Raw genomic sequence first — 18,994 nt, 5'->3', positions numbered from 1 at the left:
CATGCGTTTAACCACAAATATGATTTATAACCGAAATTTAGACGGTATTTTAGAGTCACAAAAGCGTTTGGTTAGAGCAAATGATGTACTGAATGAACAAACTAATATTTTAAAACCATCAGATGATCCAACAGGCGCCACTAAGGTTGTGCGGTTTGATGAAGATCTTGCGCGTTTAGAACAGTTTAAAAAGAATAACCTGAGTGTTAAAAGCAGTTTAGCCGAGCAAGAAACGATAATGACTAACATTAACGACTCGCTGACTAAAGCCAATAGTTTAACGATTCAGGCAGGCAATGGAGCTTATAGTTTTGAAGATAGAAAAGCGATAGCTGCGGAGATAAGCCTAATCAAAGACGAAGTTTTTGATTTAATGAACACCAAAAACGCACAAGGCGAGTATATTTTTGCTGGCGCTAAATCAGATCAGCCACCATTTGTAAAAAACTCAGCGGGAGAATTTGTTTATCAAGGGGATGAAAATATAAAACAAATTCAGGTGTCTGAAACACTTAAAATGGATACGGGTATACCCGGTTCAGGTTTAGCTATTTTTGAAAATACAGACGCGCGCAGCTCTGTGACTATTAATAGTACCTCAACTGCAACCGGTGAATATAGACTCATTAGTGGTGACAGCTTTGATAAGTTTCATACCCAAAATTATGTTCAAGTTCCGCCTAATCCAGCAGGCTCTAATGACTATAGTCTTGTATTGGGGGCGGGCACTTATCAGGTTGAAGATAACGCCGGCAATGTTTTAGATTCTGGTGATTATACTCAGGGTGAGCCTATTGAATTTAAAGGTTTAGAGTTTAAAGTAGAGGGTAATGCTGGTGACAGTATAGATTTTAGTTTGGACCCGCCAAACAAAAAGAATATTTTAAATGCTTTAGATGAATTAGTCAGTGTGATTCAAAGCAGTGAAAATTTAAATGACAGTTATTCAGATAAAATCCAAAACACGTTATTCTCTATCTCTCAAGCCCAACAGAATTTGGGCGAAGCCCGGTCAGAAATTGGGGGTAAGGTTAACGTATTAGATTCGGTTGCGTTATCGAATGCCGATCAGGATATTAATATCCGAGAAGCAAAAGCCAATGTATCAGAAGTTGATTTAGCTGAAGCCATAACTGAATTACAAAAACAAGAAGTAGCCTTTCAGGTATCGAGCCAAACATTTACTCGTTTATCCGGACTTTCGTTGTTTAATTATTTATAATTTATCTTAAAAAGAAAAAGTGGATAGCCTTTATCCACTTTTCGTTGATTATACTTTTCGTTAATTATATTGCGATTTATTTAATCCACACTTGTTTGGCATTTACAAATTCTTTTATGCCATGCGGACCTAACTCTCGACCGTAACCTGATTTTTTAATTCCGCCGCTGGGTAATCTAGGGTCGGTTTTTACAATGCCATTAATGGCTACTTGACCTGAGTTAATTTGCAAGGCCAGCTTCTCGGCACTGGCATCATCTTTACTCCAAATCGCAGCACCTAAACCATATTCAGTTCGATTGGCCAGCTCGAGTGCATGGGCGCTATCGTCAGCTTTAATAATTGCCATAACAGGCCCAAAGGTTTCTTCATTAAAAACGGCCATTTTGGGGGTTACATCGGTTAATAAAGTGACAGGGTAAAAATAACCTTGGGTATCAGGTAATTCACCGCCTAACAAGCAGGTAGCGCCAGCTTGAATACTTTGTGATACTTGTTGATGTAAATTTTGTTGTAAGTCTTGTCTCGCTAATGGGCCGATTTGGGTTGATTCATCTAGCGGGTCGCCTAACTTTAATGCTTCAAGCTTGCTTTTGGCTAATTCAACAAACTCGTTATAAACTGAAGCTTGAACAATAATACGCTTTGCTGCAATGCAAGATTGACCCGCGTTAATGATACGAGACAGCACAGCTGTACTGCTCGCTTGCTCTAAATCTGCATCGGCTAATATAATGCAAGGATCAGAGCCGCCTAACTCTAATACTGCTGGCTTTAGTTCTGAGGCCGCCACAGAGGCTACTTTTTTACCAGCCGCGCTTGAGCCAGTAAAAGAAATGCCGGCAATTCTAGGATCGCGCATGGCAACTTCTACATCCGAGGTTTTAACCGGTAAGTTGACCATTATATTTGCAGGTGCGCCTGCTTTGGTAAATACATCAACTAACGCTTGAGCACATCCAGGTACATTAGGGTCATGTTTCATCACACATGTATTACCAGCCATTAAAGCTGGCGCTAAATATCTAAATGCAATCCAAAGGGGGGCATTCCAAGGTAAAATACCAAGTAAGGTGCCAAGAGGCTGAAAAGTAACGTAACTTTTGGACGCATCGGAGGCTATCACTTCTTCTGTTAAATAGGCTTTTGCGTTTTGGGCGTAATGCTCAGCACACCAAGCTGACTTTTCTACTTCGGCTAAACCTTCTTTAATTGGTTTGCCCATTTCTTCAGCCATTAATTTTGCTAACTTGCTTTTATGCTCTCTGAGCTGGATCGCAATTTGATTTAATACGCTAGATCTTTCTTCAATCGATGTTTGTTGCCACTTATCAAATGCAGTAACGGCTTTCCCAATACAATCGCTTATTTGGTGAGCGTTTAATGCGGGATAGTCTGCTATTTTTTGTGCGGTAAAAGGATTGGTTGCAGTTAACATAATCACCTCTAAACGAATTTATCTCAGAGTGAATAAACTCTGAGATATGATATTTTAAATGACTTGATTATTTTTCGGGTTGGCGAATAGCACAGGCTATTTCATCATTAAATTTGAGTTTAAATGAGGTCGCCTATTTACTATTTACCTCAACTAATTTAGCTGATTTTTTATTATCAGCTTTATTGCTAGAACTGTTTTTATCTTTCGTTGGTTTGACTTTTTCATTGCTTTTTACTGAAAAATCTTCAGGCAATGAAAAGAAAGATTCGCAGCCTTTATCCGTTACATAAATGGTGTCTGAGATGCCACAGGTTTTGTTACCATCAACTCCCCACATCCAAGGGATAATATGAAATGTCATGCCTTCTTCTAAGAATGCAGATTCACCTTGTTTTAGACTAATAATATAGCCTTCATCCCAACTCGGCGGAAATGCGATCCCAATCGAATAACCTGAACGGGTAATCAGTCTCGCACCGACATCATTTTCAGAAATAATATTGCGCACTAAATTATCTACATCAGAGACTGTCATGCCAGGCTGCACATAATTTTTGACAGAGTGCAGAGCCAGCTTCATTCTTTCTTGAGCTTTATACATAGAGTCTGTCAATTTACCCATGACAATGGTACGCATCATGGCAGTGTGGTAGCGGCGGTAACAGCCACCAACTTCTAAAAAGACATGTTCATTTTCTTGAACCGTTCTACCTTCCCAAGTAGCGTGACCAATCATGCTGCGAGGACCCGATGTGACATAAGGCATAACAGCAGGGGGCTCACCGCCAGCGCTAAACATAGCACTGCTAATGGCTGCACCTATTTCATTTTCGGTAACACCTACTTGTGCAGCTTCAATACCGGCTTGCATTCCAGCTTCAGTCGCTTGTGCGGCTTTACGCATCAGCTCAATTTCTGCAGGAGATTTTTTAATTCGGCCTTGCTCTACAATACCAAAGCAATCTAATAATTTGCCTTCATTTAAAGTCGTGTGGATACAGTCTTGGTGGTAAGCCGGGAAAAAATAGCTATTGCGTTCATAACCAATGCGTTTTTTCGACAACCCAAACTCTTTTAGGGCATCCACGAGCATTTGAATAGCATCGCCAGTGTCAGGATAAGGGCGCGTTTTTTCAACCCAGGTTCGAGCAATAACGTTCGATTCTTCCATTGCTCGAGTGATCATAAAAGGTTCATCTTCTAACGGCACAACTAGGGCCTGAAAAAAAGAATAGCCAGTTGTCTGATAATCCGTTAAATACATAATATTTTCAGGATCACTGATTACCACCGCATCTAAATTACGTTGTGCGATGCGCGTTCTTAGTTCACTAATTCGGCGTTCATATTCGTCGAAGCTAAAAGTCATATCGTCGCGTTGTTTCATAAAGCCTCCATCACATCTTGTGTTGCTTTAACTAAAACTTCTAACCCTTGTTTTAAATCTGATTCAGGAATCGTGAGCGGGGGGATTAATTTAATAACACGTCCGCCTGTACCACACACGGCAATTAATAGACCTTGCTCAAAACACTTATCGATAATGGCACGGGCAGTTTCACCGGTTCCCACATCTAGGCCCATAATCATGCCTTTGCCTCTGATTTCAATTGCATCAAATGTGCTAGCTAAAGGCGATATGTGCTGCTGCATTGTCTCGGTTTTGGCTTTAACTTCTTGCATTAAAGCGTCATTTTCAAAGTACTTTAACGCTACACTACCTGCAACAAAGGATAAATTTTGCCCTCTAAATGTGCCAGTATGCTCACCCGGCGACCAATGTTTATCAATTTCAGGTTTAACTAAATTAAGCGCCATTGGCGTGCCCATGCCACCTATGCCTTTGGCTAAACAAATTACATCAGGGTCAATATCAATATCGTCAAAGCTAAAAAATGAACCTGTGCGGCCACAGCCAACTTGAATATCATCTAAAATGAGTAACGCACCCACTTTTTTAGCTAACTTACCTAATGCTTCTAACCAAGCTTTGCTAGCTACTTTAACGCCACCTTCAGCTTGAATCGCTTCTACTAAAAACGCAGCCGGTGGACTAACACCACTTGAGCTATCTTCATATAAAGCAGCTAAAGCATCTACGCTGGCAACACCGCATCCATTATGGCAATCACCACAGGTCTTTTCGCAGCCAAAAGGTTGATGCCGCACATGTTGAAGCGAAACGCCTGCGGCGCCCCTAAAATATTGGTTAGCAGTGCAAGCGAGTGCACCTAATGTCATCCCGTGAAAGCCATGAGTAAAAGCCACAACTTCAGTTCGCCCCGTTGCTCGGCGTGCAATTTTTAAAGCGGCTTCAACTGCATTTGTCCCAGTCGGCCCCATAAATTGTAATTTATGGGGCATGTTTCTAGGTTCTAAAATGGTGTCTACAAAGCGCTGCATAAAGTCCCGTTTGGCACTTGTGTGCATATCTAGGCTATGAGTGACCCCATTTTTTTCGATATATTCAATAACGGCTTTTTTCATATGCTGGTTGTTGTGACCAAAGTTTAAAACACCAGCACCAGCAAAAAAGTCAATATACTCTTTTCCATTCTCATCGGTTTGCCTTGCATTATTCGCGGTTTCGAAAACAACCGGATATACACGGCAGTATGCACGAATATCGGATTCTCTTTGTTCAAAAATGCTCATAATGACCTCCATGGGGTGACTGAGTTAAGCAAGCATTGCTTAGTTTAAGATTTAGTTAAATTAGGCACAGGAGCGCCTACAATACGAGAAAATAATTGAGTGACTAAGGCGATTAATTTATCGTTAAAATCGTAATTAGGACTATGGCAAGGCGCATCATGGTTTTCGCCATCATCGGCACCAATCAACGCAAATGCCCCCGGAATAGCATTTAAATAGTAGCTAAAATCTTCAGACGCCATAATTGGCACATTCACATTTTGTGCCAAACTATCTTTACCGTATAAATTTTGCCATTCTTCTCGCACGCGTTGGGCGTGGGTTTTATGATTAATGGTCGCGCTATAACGAGGGTAAATGTTGACCTGACACTCTGTCCCATAAGCTTTAGCGGTATCATGACTGATTTGTTCAATCAACTGATTAATAGTGTCAGCTGTTTCTTGATTCGGTACTCTAATACAGCCCGATAATTTGGCTTGTTGTGGAATAACGGTAAGACCACTTTCAGCTTGAATTGAGGTAACGCTTACAACAGCGGCCTGTTGTGGTGCAAGCTTACGGCTAATTATTTGTTGCAATGCGAGATTAATTGCACTTGCTGCTAAGACAGGATCGGCACACAGTTCTGGTTGGCTAGCGTGACCGCCTTTGCCGGTAATGATAACTTCGAACGTGCCATTGCCGCACATTACAATATCGTCAGGGCATAATAATTGGCCAAACGGAATAGCTGGCCAGTTGTGCCACCCATAAATATAATCTACCTCTTTTAGTGCACCATCTTTGAGCATTTCGCGTGCACCATGCCCGCCTTCTTCTGCTGGTTGAAAAACGAGGCTAACGGCACCCGGGATTTCGGCTTCATTTAACTTTAGCCACTCCGCCGTTGCCAATAGCGTGGCGGTATGGCCATCATGCCCACACGCATGCATGCAACCATCTGTTTTAGATTGCCAAGCTTTATCCGTTTTTTCGCTAATGGGTAAAGCGTCTATATCGCCTCTAAGTGCAATATGTGGGTGCCCATTTCCTTTTGCTGATGGGTTAATGCAAGCTAAAGTGCCAGTTTGCGCATAACTTTGCCACGGGATATCTAATTGATTAAGTTTTTCTCGAATCAGAGAAGCGGTTTGAGTTTCTTGCCAGCTTAACTCTGGTGATTGATGTAATGCTTTTCGGGTTTCGGTTGCCGAATCGATAATATCTTGCCAGTTGCTTGACATGAGTCTCCTATTTTTATTTGAGATGACCGCATTAGCGCAATAAGTTGAACTGCCATGTTCTAAAGCTTTTTAGAATCAATCGTTTACCTGTTTTCATCAAAAAATATATTTCAAATAACTAAAAACTTTACTATAAATTAAAAAATAGTTGTTAACTTGCATTGTCGCCAGTTATATAAAAAATATTTTTATATAAAGTAGTTATAAGCTGCTATTGCTTAGCGCTATAACGATTAATTAATCAATATATAAATTTGGTGTGTATTTATCGAGGAAAGTTCAAGATAAGTTTAGGCTTAAAATAAAATGGGATAGCGTTCAAATTTTTGAGCTGTCTTAAGCGCTTAAAAGGGGTGTCTAAAGAAAAAAATAAAAGGAGAGATAAAAAGGCATTGTTTAAAGATAACAATGCCTTAATGGTGAATTATTTAAATTCAGAAAGATACATTTCTTCAGTTAATTGCTGGCACCAAGCTTTAACTCGATCATCTGTTAATTCAGGTTGTCTGTCTTCATCAATACCTAAACCAATAAAGTGATCATCATCAACTAATCCTTTTGATGCTTCAAAGTCATAGCCATCAGTCGACCAATGACCCACTAAAGTTGCGCCTTTGCGTTCAATAATGTCGCGTACCATGCCCATTGCATCAAGGAAGTATTCGGCATAATCTTCCTGATCTCCACAACCAAAAATAGCAGCCACTTTATCAGTGAAATCTATCTCTTCTAAATCGGGGAAGAAATCATCCCAATCACATTGTGCTTCACCATAATACCAAGTTGGAATGCCAAATAATAAGAAGTCATAGTTTGCTATGTCTTCTTTACTTGATTTAGCAATATCATGAATGTCTACCAGGTCTTTACCCAGTTGTTTCTGGATCATTTTGGCGACAGCTTCGGTATTGCCTGTGTCGCTTCCAAAAAATAAGCCCACTACTGCCATATTGATAACTCGCTTTTACAAAGATTAAAAAAATACTTGGATAAGACCTTTAACTAAAAAGCCGGCGCATCCTAAAAACAGCACTAGCCAAACCATCACTTTGCCATACACAGGAACATCGCCTTTGCTTAAAATGTCTTTTATTGCCAATGCAATTAACACAAATAAGCCGCTGATCCCTAAATAAAAACTAAGTGCTTCAAATTGTTCAAAGGTCATGTTTGATGCCTATCTTTCACGTCAAACCAAAAATTAAGGTCGCAAACTATATCATACTTTTCGTAATGAGAATCATTTTTGTAAAAAATCTAAGATGATTTTATTGAATATGCTGGCTTTTTCTGCATGAATCCAATGCCCCGCTGCTTGAATAATCTTAGCTTGAGCATTTGGAAATTTCTGCTGAATAATACTTTGATGATCGGCTTGAATATAATCAGAGTTACCGCCTTTAATAAATAAAGTCTCGCCATCAAAACTCTGATTAGCTGGCGGATTAAATTGGCAAATTTCTGAGTATTGATCAATTAAAGCGGGCAAATTCACTTTCCATTGCCAATGATCCTCACTTTTTGTCAGATTGCTTAATAAAAACCGCCGAATGTTAATATCATCGACATATTGCGCCAGCTTCGCATCGGCCTGTTGTCGATTGGCAAGATTCGATAAATCAATAGCCTGTAAACCGTTAAATATCTCATTGTGCCGTTCAGGGTAGGCAACGGGTGCAATATCTTCAACCATGAGCTTGTTAATTTTTTGAGGGTAAGTTAGCGCGAGCTGCATTGCCACTTTCCCACCCATAGAATGGCCCAATACATTTATTTTATTTAAATTTAATGGGGCCAGAGTTTCTAGTACATCTTCAACCATTAAAGTATAGGTATGTAAATTGGTATGGGGTGAAACGCCATGGTTTCTTAAATCGAGATTAATCACTTTAAAATCAGCGGCTAAAACTTTTGCAATGCCTGCTAAATTTTGTGAATGACCAAGCAAACCGTGGAGTAGCACCACCGGCTCGCCTTGACCACTTAAGTTGTAATGTAACTTCATATTTAATCAAAATAATCTAATGGCTCAATAGAATGGATTGTAACAGATTTAACGTCAGCAATTTTGGCCATTTGAACGATTTTATGTGATTTTGATAAAGCGTAAAATGCACAAGGTATGCCATTTTAAACTATACTATGTGACTGAGTTCTACTTTTTGTAATGCATTATCGAACTGAGTCACGTTATACTGCATACATGTTAAGCTTTGTTTATATTTTCTTGTTTATTACCGCTGTCATAACACTTAAAAACAAATAAAAACGAACAGGCTTTAATAAATTATTAAAATTATTCAATAAAGGAAGTAGATATGTACATTAAAGCACAAGGCCCTGCGGGTGTTGCTGAAACATATTTAATTGAATCAATCTGGAATGGTAAATACCCTGCTGGCTCTATTTTGCCGGCAGAGCGTGAATTGGCAGACGTTATTGGAGTGACAAGAACCACCCTGCGCGAAGTCTTACAGCGCCTAGCCAGAGATGGCTGGCTAACAATTCAACACGGAAAACCGACTCAAGTTAATGATATTTGGCATTCATGCGGGCTGAATATTTTAGGCACTTTGGTTAAATTAGATCATAATAACTCGGATCAAATTATTGATGATTTGCTATCTGCCCGAACGAATGTTGCAATTATTTATGCAAGAGCTGCGGTAAAAAATGATGCTAAAGCGGTGGTTCACGCGTTAGCTGACTATAATAAATTGGCAGATACTGAAGAAGCTTATAGCGAATTTGATTACCAATTTCATCATGCATTAACCAGAGCTTCAAATAACTCAATTTATGTTTTAATTTTAAATGGTTTTAAATCGCTTTATGAAAAATTAGGTCGATTCTATTTTTCTCACCAAGAAGCCAGAGATTTAGCTCAGGCTCATTACAAAGCTTTTTTAGCTTGTGCCAGCGAAGGTGACTTTGAACAAATACCAGAGTTATTACGCAAATATGGGGTAAAGTCAGGTGAAATTTTCAAAAAGTATCAAGCAAATCTGCCTGAGTTAGATTAGCGCTTTAATCAAGCGCAACTTTTAACTTTTTAATAGGGCAAGTGTCTAATGTGCTGACACTGCCATCACTATTTTCCATTTCTAATTTCACATCAAATTTCCACAGCCGGTATAAATGCTTTAACACTTCTTGTCGACTGCTTGCTAATGGAATACGGTTATGCTGCGTATATCTTAAGGTAAGTGAGCGATCACCATTTATATCAACGTTGTGAACTTGAATGTTTGGCTCAACTTGGCTTAAGTTATATTGCTGCGAGAGCGACTCTCGAATATTTTTATAGCCTTGTTCATTATGAATAGCCGCGACTTCGATAAATTCTTGTTGGTCATTATCGGTTATCTTAAACAGTTTTAAATCTCTAATAAGCTTAGGTGACAAAAACTGGCTAATAAAGCTTTCATCTTTAAAATTCTGCATTGCAAAATGCAGTGTATCCAGCCAGTTTGAACCTGCAATGTCAGGAAACCAGTATTTATCTTCAACTGTTGGCTGCTCACAAATTCGTCTTATATCAATAAACATATTAAAGCCCAGCGCATAAGGATTAATACCTGAATAGTAAGGGCTGTTGTATGGTGGCTGATAAATCACATTGGTATGGCTGTTTAAAAACTCAAGCATAAAGCTGTCGGTAACTAAACCTTCGTCATACAGATGATTTAATATGGTGTAATGCCAAAATGTAGCCCAGCCTTCATTCATGACTTGGGTTTGTTTTTGCGGATAAAAATACTGGGAGACCTTACGAACAATTCGTACTAATTCTCGCTGCCACGGCTCTAACATAGGCGCATTTTTTTCAATAAAATATAAAATGTTTTCTTGTGGCTCGCTCGGAAATTTAACGGTTTTATGCTCTTTTTCGGTTGATTTTTTAGGTACGGTTCGCCATAAATCATTCACTTGGCTTTGTAAATATTCAGCTCTTTCGTGCTGGCGTCTTTGTTCTTCATGAATTGAAATTTTTTGAGGGCGTTTATATCTATCGACACCATAATTCATTAGGGCATGGCATGAATCTAAAGTCGACTCAACTTCGCTAATTCCATATTTTTCTTCGCAGTGCGCAATATAATTTTTCGCAAATAATAAATAATCGATAATTGAATCAGCATCTGTCCAAGTGGTAAATAAATAATTATTTTTAAAAAATGAATTATGCCCATAACAAGCGTGAGCCATAACCAATGCTTGCATTGTCATGGTGTTTTCTTCCATTAAATAAGCAATGCACGGGTTGGAGTTAATAACGATTTCATAAGCCAACCCCATATGACCTCGTTTGTAATTTTGCTCAGTCTGGATAAATTTTTTGCCGAACGACCAATGGGAATATCCAATCGGCATACCTATACTCGAGTAGGCATCCATCATTTGTTCAGCTGTAATCACTTCAATTTGGTTTGGATAAGTGTCTAAGCGGTAATGCTCAGCCACGCGTTTAATCTCAGTGTGGTATTGTTCAAGTAGCTCAAAATTCCAATCTGGGCCATCACTTAATGGCGTTTTTTGGGTGACCATAAGCTCCGCCTTATTTTATTTGTTTTTTAAACAGTTCACGAAAAACAGGGTAAATATCCGCAACCTGAGTAATGTGCTGCATTGCAAAATGAGAATTTTCTGCACTGAGTTTTTCGTATTCTCGCCATAGCGACTGATGGTTGCGAGTTGTTATTTCAATATAAGCGTAGTAGCGGATTAAAGGGAGAATGTGTTGATTAAGAATATCAACACACAATGGAGAATCATCAGCCCAGTTATCACCGTCAGAGGCTTGTGCCGCATAAATGTTCCACTCATCTTGTGGATAGCGTTTTTTAACAATATCAGACATTAACTTTAAAGCGCTGGAGACAATAGTACCGCCGGTTTCTTGCGAGTAAAAAAATTCGTGTTCGTCTACTTCTTTTGCTTGAGTGTGATGACGTATATAAACCACCTCAACATTTTTATAGGTACGGGTTAAAAACAAATACAATAAAATATAAAAACGCTTCGCCATATCTTTAGTGGTTTGATCCATTGAGCCGGAAACATCCATTAAACAAAACATCACAGCTTTGCTGCTAGGTAAGGGCAGCTTATTGTAATTTTTATATCTTAAATCAAACTCATCAATAAACGGGACTTTTTTAATTCGTTTTTTTAATGCTTCAATTTCGGCTTCAAGAATATGAATATCAGCGCTGTGATTGTGAGGCGCATGGCGTAGTTGTGCCAGTTGTTTTTCAGCTTCTTTTAATTGTTTTTTATGTTTTCCGGTTAAGGCTGTGCGTCTTGCTAAAGAGTTTTTCAGTGAACGAACAATGTCTATACTGCTTGGATTACCATCAGATTTAAAACCAGCACGCACCGTTTTATATTGAGTCACTTTGGCTATTTGATTTTTTTTAAGGTTGGGCAGTTCAAGATCTTCAAAAAGAATATCTAAATACTCTTCTTTTGAAATTTGGAATACAAAATTATCTTCCCCTTCACCATCTGGAGTCGCTTCACCTTCACCCGCGCCACTGCCTTCTTCTGAGGGTGGGCGATTAATTTTGTCACCTTGAGTAAATTGATCATTTCCAGGGTGAACCATATCGCGGTGGCCGCCTTTTCCTTGATGGAAAAAAGGTTCAGATACATCTCTTTTTGGAATACTGACACTCTCACCAGAATCAATATCCGTGACACTACGCTGATTAATAGCATCTGAGACCGCTTCTTTAATTTGCTGGTTATAACGGCGCAAAAAGCGGCGGCGATTAACCGCACTTTTATTTTTGGCATTTAAGCGTCTATCAATAAAATTCGTCATATTGGCTCCTACATTTGCCTATAACGTATGGTTTATTTGCAGGCAATGTTTGTTCAATTAAGACGATTTTCTAACTCTCAGATACCATTCACACAGTAGTCTAACTTGTTTTTTTGTATAACCTTTTTCCATCATACGGGCGACAAAATCATCATGTTTTTTCTGATCTTCATTGGAGGTTTTAGCGTTAAATGAAATAACAGGCAGCAACTCTTCAGTATTAGAGAACATTTTTTTCTCAATAACAGTTTTTAATTTTTCATAGCCTGTCCAAGCTGGGTTTTTGCCTCCATTATTGGCTCGAGCTCGTAATACAAAATTCACAATTTCATTTCTAAAATCTTTTGGGTTGCTAATACCTGCTGGTTTTTCAATTTTTTCAAGCTCATTGTTGAGTGCGCTTCGGTCAAAAAGCTGACCGGTTTCTGGATCGCGATATTCTTGATCTTGAATCCAAAAATCAGCATAACTGACATAACGGTCGAATATATTTTGACCATATTCTGAATAAGATTCTAAATACGAAGTTTGAATTTCTTTCCCTATAAATTCGACATACTTAGGAATTAAATAGCCTTTTAAATGTTCAAGGTAAAGCTCGGCAACGTCTGCTGAAAATTGCTCACGCTCAATTTGTTGCTCCAGCACATAAAACAAATGTACAGGGTTAGCAGCCACTTCAGTATGATCAAAATTAAATACCCGAGATAAAATTTTAAATGCAAATCGAGTCGACAGGCCAGACATAGCTTCATCAACCCCAGCAAAATCTCGGTATTCTTGGTAAGACTTAGCTTTAGGATCGGTATCTTTCAAGCTTTCACCGTTATACACGCGCATTTTTGAAAATATACTAGAGTTTTCGGGTGGTTTTAAACGCGACAATACAGAAAATTGCGCTAAAGTTTCCAACGTGCCCGGAGCGCACTGAGCATCTTTTAATTCGCTGTTTTCTATTAGCTTTTGATATATTTTAACTTCTTCTGAAATGCGTAAACAGTAAGGCACTTTAACAATATAAACTCTATCTAAAAACGCTTCGTTGTTTTTATTGTTTTTAAAAGCTTGCCACTCAGATTCATTTGAATGCGCTAAAACCATGCCATCAAAAGGTAGAGCCGACATGCCTTCCGTTGGGTTATAGTTACCTTCTTGGGTTGCGGTTAACAATGGGTGTAGTACTTTAATAGGCGCTTTAAACATTTCAACAAATTCCATAACCCCTTGATTACCTTTGCAAAGTGCGCCTGAATAACTGTAGGCATCGGGATCATGTTGTGCATATTCATCTAATTTTCTAATATCAACTTTACCCACTAAAGCTGAAATATCTTGGTTGTTGTCATCACCAGGTTCAGTTTTGGCAATCGCAATTTGGTCCAGTACAGATGGATAAACTTTTATTACTCTAAATTGACTAATATCACCATTAAATTCATGCAGGCGTTTTCTAGCCCAAGGTGACATTATGGTTTTTAAGTAGCGGTTTGGAATATTAAATTCGGTTTGTAAAATTTTTCCATCTTGCTCTAAATCAAATAAGCACAGCGGGTGGTCGTTAACCGGAGAGCCTTTTAAAATATAAATAGGGCAAACTTCTACTAAGCGTTTTATTTTTTCAGCAAGCGAGCTTTTACCCCCACCAACTGGGCCTAATAAATATAAAATCTGTTTCTTTTCTTCTAGCCCTTGGGCGGAATGTTTAAGGTAAGAGACAATTTGTTCAATGGCATCTTCCATGCCATAAAACTCTGAAAATGCAGGGTAGCGAGAAACGACTCGGTTTGAAAACAATCGGCTTAATGTTGGATCTTGTGCGGTATCTATCATTTCAGGTTCGCCAATAGCTGTGAGTAACCTTTCAGCAGCGTTAGCGTAAACAGATTTGTCAGTTTTACAGAGTTCTAAAAATTCTTGAATGGAATATTCTTCTTCCTGTTTTGACTCGTACCTTTGTTGATAATGCTCAAATATACCCATGCAGGCCTCCTAGCGTTGCCAGCTCAGATTAAGAATTCAGCAAATTTGAAAGCAAGTTTACGTCTTTCATTAATCAAGATGCGCTTTTAGAAAAAACGTGCTTTTAGATTAATTTAAGCGTAGACCTAAGAATGATTAAACGACAGCAAATAAAATGAATTTTTTAATAAATTTTATCTGTGTTGATAAGTAGATAGCAGAGTAAGGTAAATAAAAGAGGATATAAAAATCAGGGCATAATACCCTGATTTTTATATGATAAACCGAGTCACTTAGCTTGCTAAATTAGCAGCAACAAAGTCCCAGTTTACTAATGCCCAAAAAGCTTCAAGGTAATTAGGGCGTACATTGCGATAATCAATGTAATAAGCGTGTTCCCATAAATCAACCGTTAATAAAGGCTTGGTATCAGCATCTGTTAGTGGCGTTGCTGCGTTAGATGTATTTACAATATCTACCGTACCGTCAGGTTTTTTCACTAACCAAGTCCAGCTTGAACCAAAGTTATTAACTGCTTTTTCGTTAAATTGCTTTTTAAATTCTTCAAAAGAACCAAATGCTGAATTGATTGCATCAGCAACTGCGCCTGTTGGCTCACCGCCGCCGTTAGGGCTTAAGCAGTGCCAGTAAAAAGTATGGTTCCAAATTTGAGCAGCATTGTTGAAAATACCACCAGATGAAGTTTTGATAATATCTTCAAGTGACTTTTCAGCTAAATCTGTGCCTTCAACTAAACCGTTTAATTTAGTTACATAAGTTTGATGATGCTTACCGTAGTGATATTCAATTGTTTCAGTTGAAATATGCGGCTCTAATGCATTTTTTTCATAAGGTAATGCTGGTAATTCAAATGCCATGTTACTCTCTCCGTTGGCTAGTTGTATTGATCAACTCTATCTTAGAGATAATTCAATTATAAAAAACCTAAAAACAAGGGGGCTTTTTATAACTAAGATAGCGACTCATTGATACAATAGTGGCGCGACTGGCAATTCTCAACCCCTTGGCGCTTTATTTTCGGTATTCATTTGTTTTTTATTCAGCATAACCAACAAATTGCTCATTTAAGATTGATTTAGCCAAAAGCACTTGGGTCAATTGAGATAATACTTTACAATAGCACTCAAGTATAAAGATTAAAGGTGTACCGCATTATGGAAACTTTAGATAAAATTAAACAGCAGATCAGTGAAAACCCGATTTTGGTATTTATGAAAGGTAGCCCTAAGTTACCTAGCTGTGGTTTTTCAGCGCAAACAGCACAAGCTTTAATGAGCTGTGGCGAACCATTCGCATACGTAGATATTTTACAAAACCAAGATATTCGCGCTGAATTACCTAAATACGCTAACTGGCCAACTTTTCCACAATTATGGATTGAAGGTGAGCTAATTGGCGGTTGCGACATTATCTTAGAAATGTTTCAAAAAGGCGAATTACAGTCATTAATCAAAGAGACTGCAGCTAAACACAAACCAGTAGAGTCAGATAGCGAAAGCTAATTTAAACGCTAGATTCGTTGGTTAACAAGCCCGTTACTAATTACAACGGGCTTTTTTATATTTTTTTTACAGATAAGCTTGTTGAATGTATGAAAAACCAGTAACATTCACCGCATGAATTATTCAGCTTCAGCTTATAATACAAATGAATATATCTAAGATAGATTTAAACCTACTGATTTACCTCGATGTGCTTTTAAGAGAGCAAAACGTAACCCGCGCCGCTCAGCAATTAGGTATTACCCAACCAGCTATGAGTAATGGCTTAAAAAGATTGCGAGAGTTATTAAGCGATCCTGTTTTGGTACGAACCTCAGACGGCATGTCTCCCACTGAAAAAGCACGAAAATTACAACCAACCGTTAGACGAATTTTACTCGACTTAGAAGAAGCGCTTCAGCCAACAGACCCTTTTAAAGCAGAAAGCAGTACTCGCGTTTTTCGCATTATGGCGAGTGATTATGCGGCGTCTACGTTATTACCTGCGTTATTATCTCGGTTGCAAGAATTAGCACCTAACGTATCGTTAGATGTGATGACACCTAGTGATGTAACCTTCCATGACGTAGAGGAAGGTAAAATTGATATGGCAATTAATCGATTTGATGATTTACCTTTGTCTTTTCATCAAAAGGTTATTTGGACGGATCAATTTGTTTGTTTAACGCATAAAGAAAACCCTGTGATTGGTGATTGGGGATTGGATGCCTTCTGTCAATCTCAGCATGTATGGGTAAGTAAAACTGGGTTTGGGGTTGGCTTGGGTATGGACCCAAGTGATATTCAAAAACTCGGCTGGGTAGATGAAAAGTTAGACTCGTTAGGAAAAAAACGTGAAATTAGAGTATTCACTCGAAATTATCATGTTGCAATTCAATTAGCGATGGCTAAAAAATTAATGGTGACAGTGCCAAAGCGCGCAACTGCTAATTATTTACATGATCCTAATATTGTGATGTTAGAGCCACCATTTGAACTGCCACAAATTAAGCTTGATATGATTTGGAGTCCGCTCTTACATCACGATGCAAGTCATATTTGGTTACGCCGATTAATTACTGAAGTTGCCTCGTCGTAAGCGGTAAAGCGTAAGCACACAAAAAACCAAACTTACGATTTTTAGTGGTTATTTACAGATATTAAAAAAGCCGAATACATAAAAGTGTATTCGGCTTTTTTGTTTTTGATAAGGGCGTTTGAATTTAACGTATAACCACGCTCAGAGATTATACTTTAAATTTATCGACTGACTGATGTAACTCGGTAATGCTAGCGTTTATTGATTGACTAATATGAGTATTGGTTTCTGACATTTTATAAATTTCATCAGAGATATCACGAATCTTCACCACATTTTGATTTACTTCATCGGTCACCACGTTTTGTTCTTCTACCGCGGTGGCAATCATGGTACTCATATCTGAAATAGAACTAATTTCCCCTTGGATTTGCTCTAACATTTGATTGGCTCTTTGGGCTTGCTCAACCGATGTTTCGCCATTATGTAAACAAGTTTGAATCAAGCTAACAATCGCTGAGGAACGATTTTGTAATTGGCTGATCGTAGTTTCAATTTGCTTCGTTGACTCTTGCGTGCGCATCGCAAGGTTTCGTACTTCATCAGCAACAACTGCGAAGCCTCTACCTTGTTCACCGGCGCGTGCTGACTCAATCGCTGCATTTAGCGCTAATAAATTAGTTTGCTCAGCAATACCTTGAATAACCTCAATAATGTTACCTATAGTGCGGCTATCATCTTCTAATTTATTTATTTCGCTACTGGCATTATTTAAATGTTCAGCCAGTTCACTAATAACACTAACGGTTTGATCAACCTGCTGTTTACCTTGGTTTGTTAAACTCGCTGTATTTGCAGCATTGCTCGCTGCTGACTCTGTATTTTGGGCAATTTCGGCAACCGTGGTTTGCATCTCGGTTGCCGCAGTTGCCGCCATATCTGCTTGGCTGTGCTGCTCTTGCATAAAGTTTTGGGTATCGGCTGTCATTTGTGACAGCTTAGCCATGGTGTTATCTAACTCAGCAGTGGTTGCGTTAATATAGCCAATCGCATCAGAAAAATCGGCTTGTAGCTGATTAAAAGTTTTACTTAAAAAACTAATTTCATCGTTACCTGATTCATCTAATCTAATCGAGAGATCATTAGTTTGTCTAATTTTTTCTATTGTCTGACATAGCTTATCAATAGGGCGGGTGATGCTAATCGATACAAAGTAAGCAGCAATAATTAAAAGTAAAATGACAATTATAATGGCCGTAATGCCATTGAATAAGGTATTTTCAAATTTAGTTTTAATCGCACTTGTGGTTTGCGTGAGCAAGGTATTTAGGCTTTGTTCTGTTTGGTGAATGCTGTTGCGCATCTGACCTTTCAAACCAGATTGGCTATTTAAACCTAATGTCATATAGGCTTGTACAAACGCATTAAAATCATTTTTATATTTGGCTAGCGCTTGTTGTATTTGGCTTTTTACCTGGCTATTTATATCTGCGGCGTTAATTTGAGTTGAAAAATTATTAATGAGCACGGTAAATTTATCTAAATACTTTGTATCCATCCTGAGCATAAAATCTTTTTCTGCTCGTCGCAGCTGGAGCATTTGTACTAATAATGCATCATTTTGCTGTTGCTTAATTAAATCTTCAATTTTATGTACGGCTGCTCTTAAAGTGCCGTAATATCCAGATTCATGATCCAAGCCGATACTTTTTTGATGTTGACTTATTTCAATAAAAAGTCTTTTATAGGTTTCAATTTGTTTGGCAAAATCGGCTAATGCTCGAGTATCTATGTCTGATACTTGTAAGCTGCTTTTCATATCGCTAATTTGCTGCTTTATGTTGTCATGTTTTTCTTCAAACTCACTGACATAGCTAAGTGATTTACGAGCTAAAAAATCTTTTTCAGCGCGTCTTAACTCTAATACGCTGGTTTCTAGCTGGGCTATATGTAGTTTTTCGTCGTTTAGTGCATTTAATTTAGTAAAATCAGAGCTGATAATTGAGACGATAACGATGATGCCTAAACAAGAAATGAAGATATTAAGATAAGTACGTTGTCTAATACTTAACTGGTACATAAAATTCATGTAATTTTCCGAAAACAATGATTAATACTCAATT

At 38.3% G+C, this 18,994-nt stretch carries 16 protein-coding genes; 4 read left to right on the top strand and 12 right to left on the bottom strand.

Features of this window, described 5'->3' with window-relative positions; translation table 11 throughout:
* Position 1: 1 nt before the first annotated feature.
* Positions 2-1,222, top strand: coding sequence for a flagellar hook-associated protein FlgL (flgL, locus tag OLW01_RS09545; RefSeq protein ID WP_268073639.1), 1,221 nt, complete (start codon positions 2-4; stop codon positions 1,220-1,222).
* Positions 1,223-1,298: 76 nt separating this feature from the next.
* Here flgL and OLW01_RS09540 read toward each other — a convergent pair whose 3' ends face one another.
* The 7 genes from OLW01_RS09540 to OLW01_RS09510 form a co-directional block, all read right to left on the bottom strand.
* On the bottom strand, positions 1,299-2,660 hold the full coding sequence (locus tag OLW01_RS09540) for an NAD-dependent succinate-semialdehyde dehydrogenase (protein ID WP_268073638.1): 1,362 nt from the start codon (positions 2,658-2,660) through the stop codon (positions 1,299-1,301).
* Between the two features lie 133 nt (positions 2,661-2,793).
* Positions 2,794-4,050, bottom strand: a complete 1,257-nt coding sequence (gene doeA, locus OLW01_RS09535; RefSeq protein WP_268073637.1) for an ectoine hydrolase — start codon at positions 4,048-4,050, stop codon at positions 2,794-2,796.
* Positions 4,047-5,318, bottom strand: a complete 1,272-nt coding sequence (locus tag OLW01_RS09530) for an aspartate aminotransferase family protein (protein WP_268073636.1) — start codon at positions 5,316-5,318, stop codon at positions 4,047-4,049. Before OLW01_RS09530 ends, doeA begins: the two co-directional genes overlap by 4 nt.
* A gap of 44 nt (positions 5,319-5,362) precedes the next feature.
* Positions 5,363-6,544, bottom strand: coding sequence for a N(2)-acetyl-L-2,4-diaminobutanoate deacetylase DoeB2 (gene doeB2, locus OLW01_RS09525; RefSeq protein WP_268073635.1), 1,182 nt, complete (start codon positions 6,542-6,544; stop codon positions 5,363-5,365).
* A 424-nt stretch (positions 6,545-6,968) separates the two neighbouring features.
* Positions 6,969-7,493: a flavodoxin FldA gene (fldA, locus tag OLW01_RS09520; protein ID WP_268073634.1), complete on the bottom strand. Its 525-nt coding sequence runs from the start codon at positions 7,491-7,493 to the stop codon at positions 6,969-6,971.
* A 24-nt stretch (positions 7,494-7,517) separates the two neighbouring features.
* Positions 7,518-7,712, bottom strand: coding sequence for a DUF2788 domain-containing protein (locus OLW01_RS09515; RefSeq protein WP_268073633.1), 195 nt, complete (start codon positions 7,710-7,712; stop codon positions 7,518-7,520).
* Positions 7,713-7,784: 72 nt separating this feature from the next.
* On the bottom strand, positions 7,785-8,549 hold the full coding sequence (locus OLW01_RS09510) for an alpha/beta fold hydrolase (RefSeq protein WP_268073632.1): 765 nt from the start codon (positions 8,547-8,549) through the stop codon (positions 7,785-7,787).
* Between the two features lie 313 nt (positions 8,550-8,862).
* Between OLW01_RS09510 and fadR the strand changes: the two genes are divergently transcribed.
* Positions 8,863-9,567 (top strand): fatty acid metabolism transcriptional regulator FadR, encoded by a 705-nt coding sequence (gene fadR, locus OLW01_RS09505; protein ID WP_268073631.1) that lies wholly within the window; start codon positions 8,863-8,865, stop codon positions 9,565-9,567.
* A 4-nt stretch (positions 9,568-9,571) separates the two neighbouring features.
* On the opposite strand, the gene OLW01_RS09500 is transcribed toward fadR, so the two are convergent.
* The 4 genes from OLW01_RS09500 to sodB form a co-directional block, all read right to left on the bottom strand.
* Complete coding sequence (locus OLW01_RS09500; RefSeq protein WP_268073630.1) at positions 9,572-11,092, bottom strand: SpoVR family protein; 1,521 nt, start codon at positions 11,090-11,092, stop codon at positions 9,572-9,574.
* A gap of 10 nt (positions 11,093-11,102) precedes the next feature.
* Positions 11,103-12,371, bottom strand: coding sequence for a YeaH/YhbH family protein (locus OLW01_RS09495; RefSeq protein WP_268073629.1), 1,269 nt, complete (start codon positions 12,369-12,371; stop codon positions 11,103-11,105).
* A 57-nt stretch (positions 12,372-12,428) separates the two neighbouring features.
* Positions 12,429-14,351 carry a PrkA family serine protein kinase gene (locus tag OLW01_RS09490; RefSeq protein WP_268073628.1) on the bottom strand — a complete coding sequence of 641 codons (1,923 nt, stop codon included), beginning with the start codon at positions 14,349-14,351 and terminating at the stop codon, positions 12,429-12,431.
* 272 nt (positions 14,352-14,623) lie between these two features.
* Positions 14,624-15,208 carry a superoxide dismutase [Fe] gene (gene sodB, locus OLW01_RS09485; protein WP_268073627.1) on the bottom strand — a complete coding sequence of 195 codons (585 nt, stop codon included), beginning with the start codon at positions 15,206-15,208 and terminating at the stop codon, positions 14,624-14,626.
* A gap of 297 nt (positions 15,209-15,505) precedes the next feature.
* Here sodB and OLW01_RS09480 point away from each other — a divergent pair, with 297 nt between their 5' ends.
* Both OLW01_RS09480 and OLW01_RS09475 read left to right on the top strand, forming a co-directional pair.
* Positions 15,506-15,853, top strand: a complete 348-nt coding sequence (locus tag OLW01_RS09480) for a Grx4 family monothiol glutaredoxin (RefSeq protein ID WP_326498571.1) — start codon at positions 15,506-15,508, stop codon at positions 15,851-15,853.
* A 145-nt stretch (positions 15,854-15,998) separates the two neighbouring features.
* Positions 15,999-16,931 carry a LysR family transcriptional regulator gene (locus OLW01_RS09475; protein ID WP_268073626.1) on the top strand — a complete coding sequence of 311 codons (933 nt, stop codon included), beginning with the start codon at positions 15,999-16,001 and terminating at the stop codon, positions 16,929-16,931.
* A gap of 148 nt (positions 16,932-17,079) precedes the next feature.
* Here the strand turns inward: OLW01_RS09475 and OLW01_RS09470 are convergent, their stop codons facing one another.
* Positions 17,080-18,960, bottom strand: a complete 1,881-nt coding sequence (locus OLW01_RS09470; RefSeq protein WP_268073625.1) for a methyl-accepting chemotaxis protein — start codon at positions 18,958-18,960, stop codon at positions 17,080-17,082.
* Between the last annotated feature and the right edge of the window lie 34 nt (positions 18,961-18,994).

This window comes from Catenovulum adriaticum, from assembly GCF_026725475.1.
Taxonomy (GTDB): Bacteria; Pseudomonadota; Gammaproteobacteria; order Enterobacterales; family Alteromonadaceae; genus Catenovulum; species Catenovulum adriaticum.
The sequence above is the reverse complement of the archived record's forward strand: the minus strand, read 5'-3'. Positions and strand labels throughout refer to the sequence as shown.

What these genes read in the sequence shown, in the direction of transcription:
- OLW01_RS09510 (WP_268073632.1), bottom strand. Translation starts at nt 8,549, where the DNA reads ATGAAGTTACATTACAACTTAAGTGGTCAAGGCGAGCCGGTGGTGCTA.
- doeB2 (WP_268073635.1), bottom strand. Translation starts at nt 6,544, where the DNA reads ATGTCAAGCAACTGGCAAGATATTATCGATTCGGCAACCGAAACCCGA.
- OLW01_RS09480 (WP_326498571.1), top strand. Translation starts at nt 15,506, where the DNA reads ATGGAAACTTTAGATAAAATTAAACAGCAGATCAGTGAAAACCCGATT.
- doeA (WP_268073637.1), bottom strand. Translation starts at nt 4,050, where the DNA reads ATGAAACAACGCGACGATATGACTTTTAGCTTCGACGAATATGAACGC.
- OLW01_RS09530 (WP_268073636.1), bottom strand. Translation starts at nt 5,318, where the DNA reads ATGAGCATTTTTGAACAAAGAGAATCCGATATTCGTGCATACTGCCGT.
- flgL (WP_268073639.1), top strand. Translation starts at nt 2, where the DNA reads ATGCGTTTAACCACAAATATGATTTATAACCGAAATTTAGACGGTATT.
- OLW01_RS09540 (WP_268073638.1), bottom strand. Translation starts at nt 2,660, where the DNA reads ATGTTAACTGCAACCAATCCTTTTACCGCACAAAAAATAGCAGACTAT.
- OLW01_RS09475 (WP_268073626.1), top strand. Translation starts at nt 15,999, where the DNA reads ATGAATATATCTAAGATAGATTTAAACCTACTGATTTACCTCGATGTG.
- OLW01_RS09470 (WP_268073625.1), bottom strand. Translation starts at nt 18,960, where the DNA reads ATGAATTTTATGTACCAGTTAAGTATTAGACAACGTACTTATCTTAAT.
- OLW01_RS09490 (WP_268073628.1), bottom strand. Translation starts at nt 14,351, where the DNA reads ATGGGTATATTTGAGCATTATCAACAAAGGTACGAGTCAAAACAGGAA.
- OLW01_RS09515 (WP_268073633.1), bottom strand. Translation starts at nt 7,712, where the DNA reads ATGACCTTTGAACAATTTGAAGCACTTAGTTTTTATTTAGGGATCAGC.
- fadR (WP_268073631.1), top strand. Translation starts at nt 8,863, where the DNA reads ATGTACATTAAAGCACAAGGCCCTGCGGGTGTTGCTGAAACATATTTA.
- sodB (WP_268073627.1), bottom strand. Translation starts at nt 15,208, where the DNA reads ATGGCATTTGAATTACCAGCATTACCTTATGAAAAAAATGCATTAGAG.
- OLW01_RS09495 (WP_268073629.1), bottom strand. Translation starts at nt 12,371, where the DNA reads ATGACGAATTTTATTGATAGACGCTTAAATGCCAAAAATAAAAGTGCG.
- fldA (WP_268073634.1), bottom strand. Translation starts at nt 7,493, where the DNA reads ATGGCAGTAGTGGGCTTATTTTTTGGAAGCGACACAGGCAATACCGAA.
- OLW01_RS09500 (WP_268073630.1), bottom strand. Translation starts at nt 11,092, where the DNA reads ATGGTCACCCAAAAAACGCCATTAAGTGATGGCCCAGATTGGAATTTT.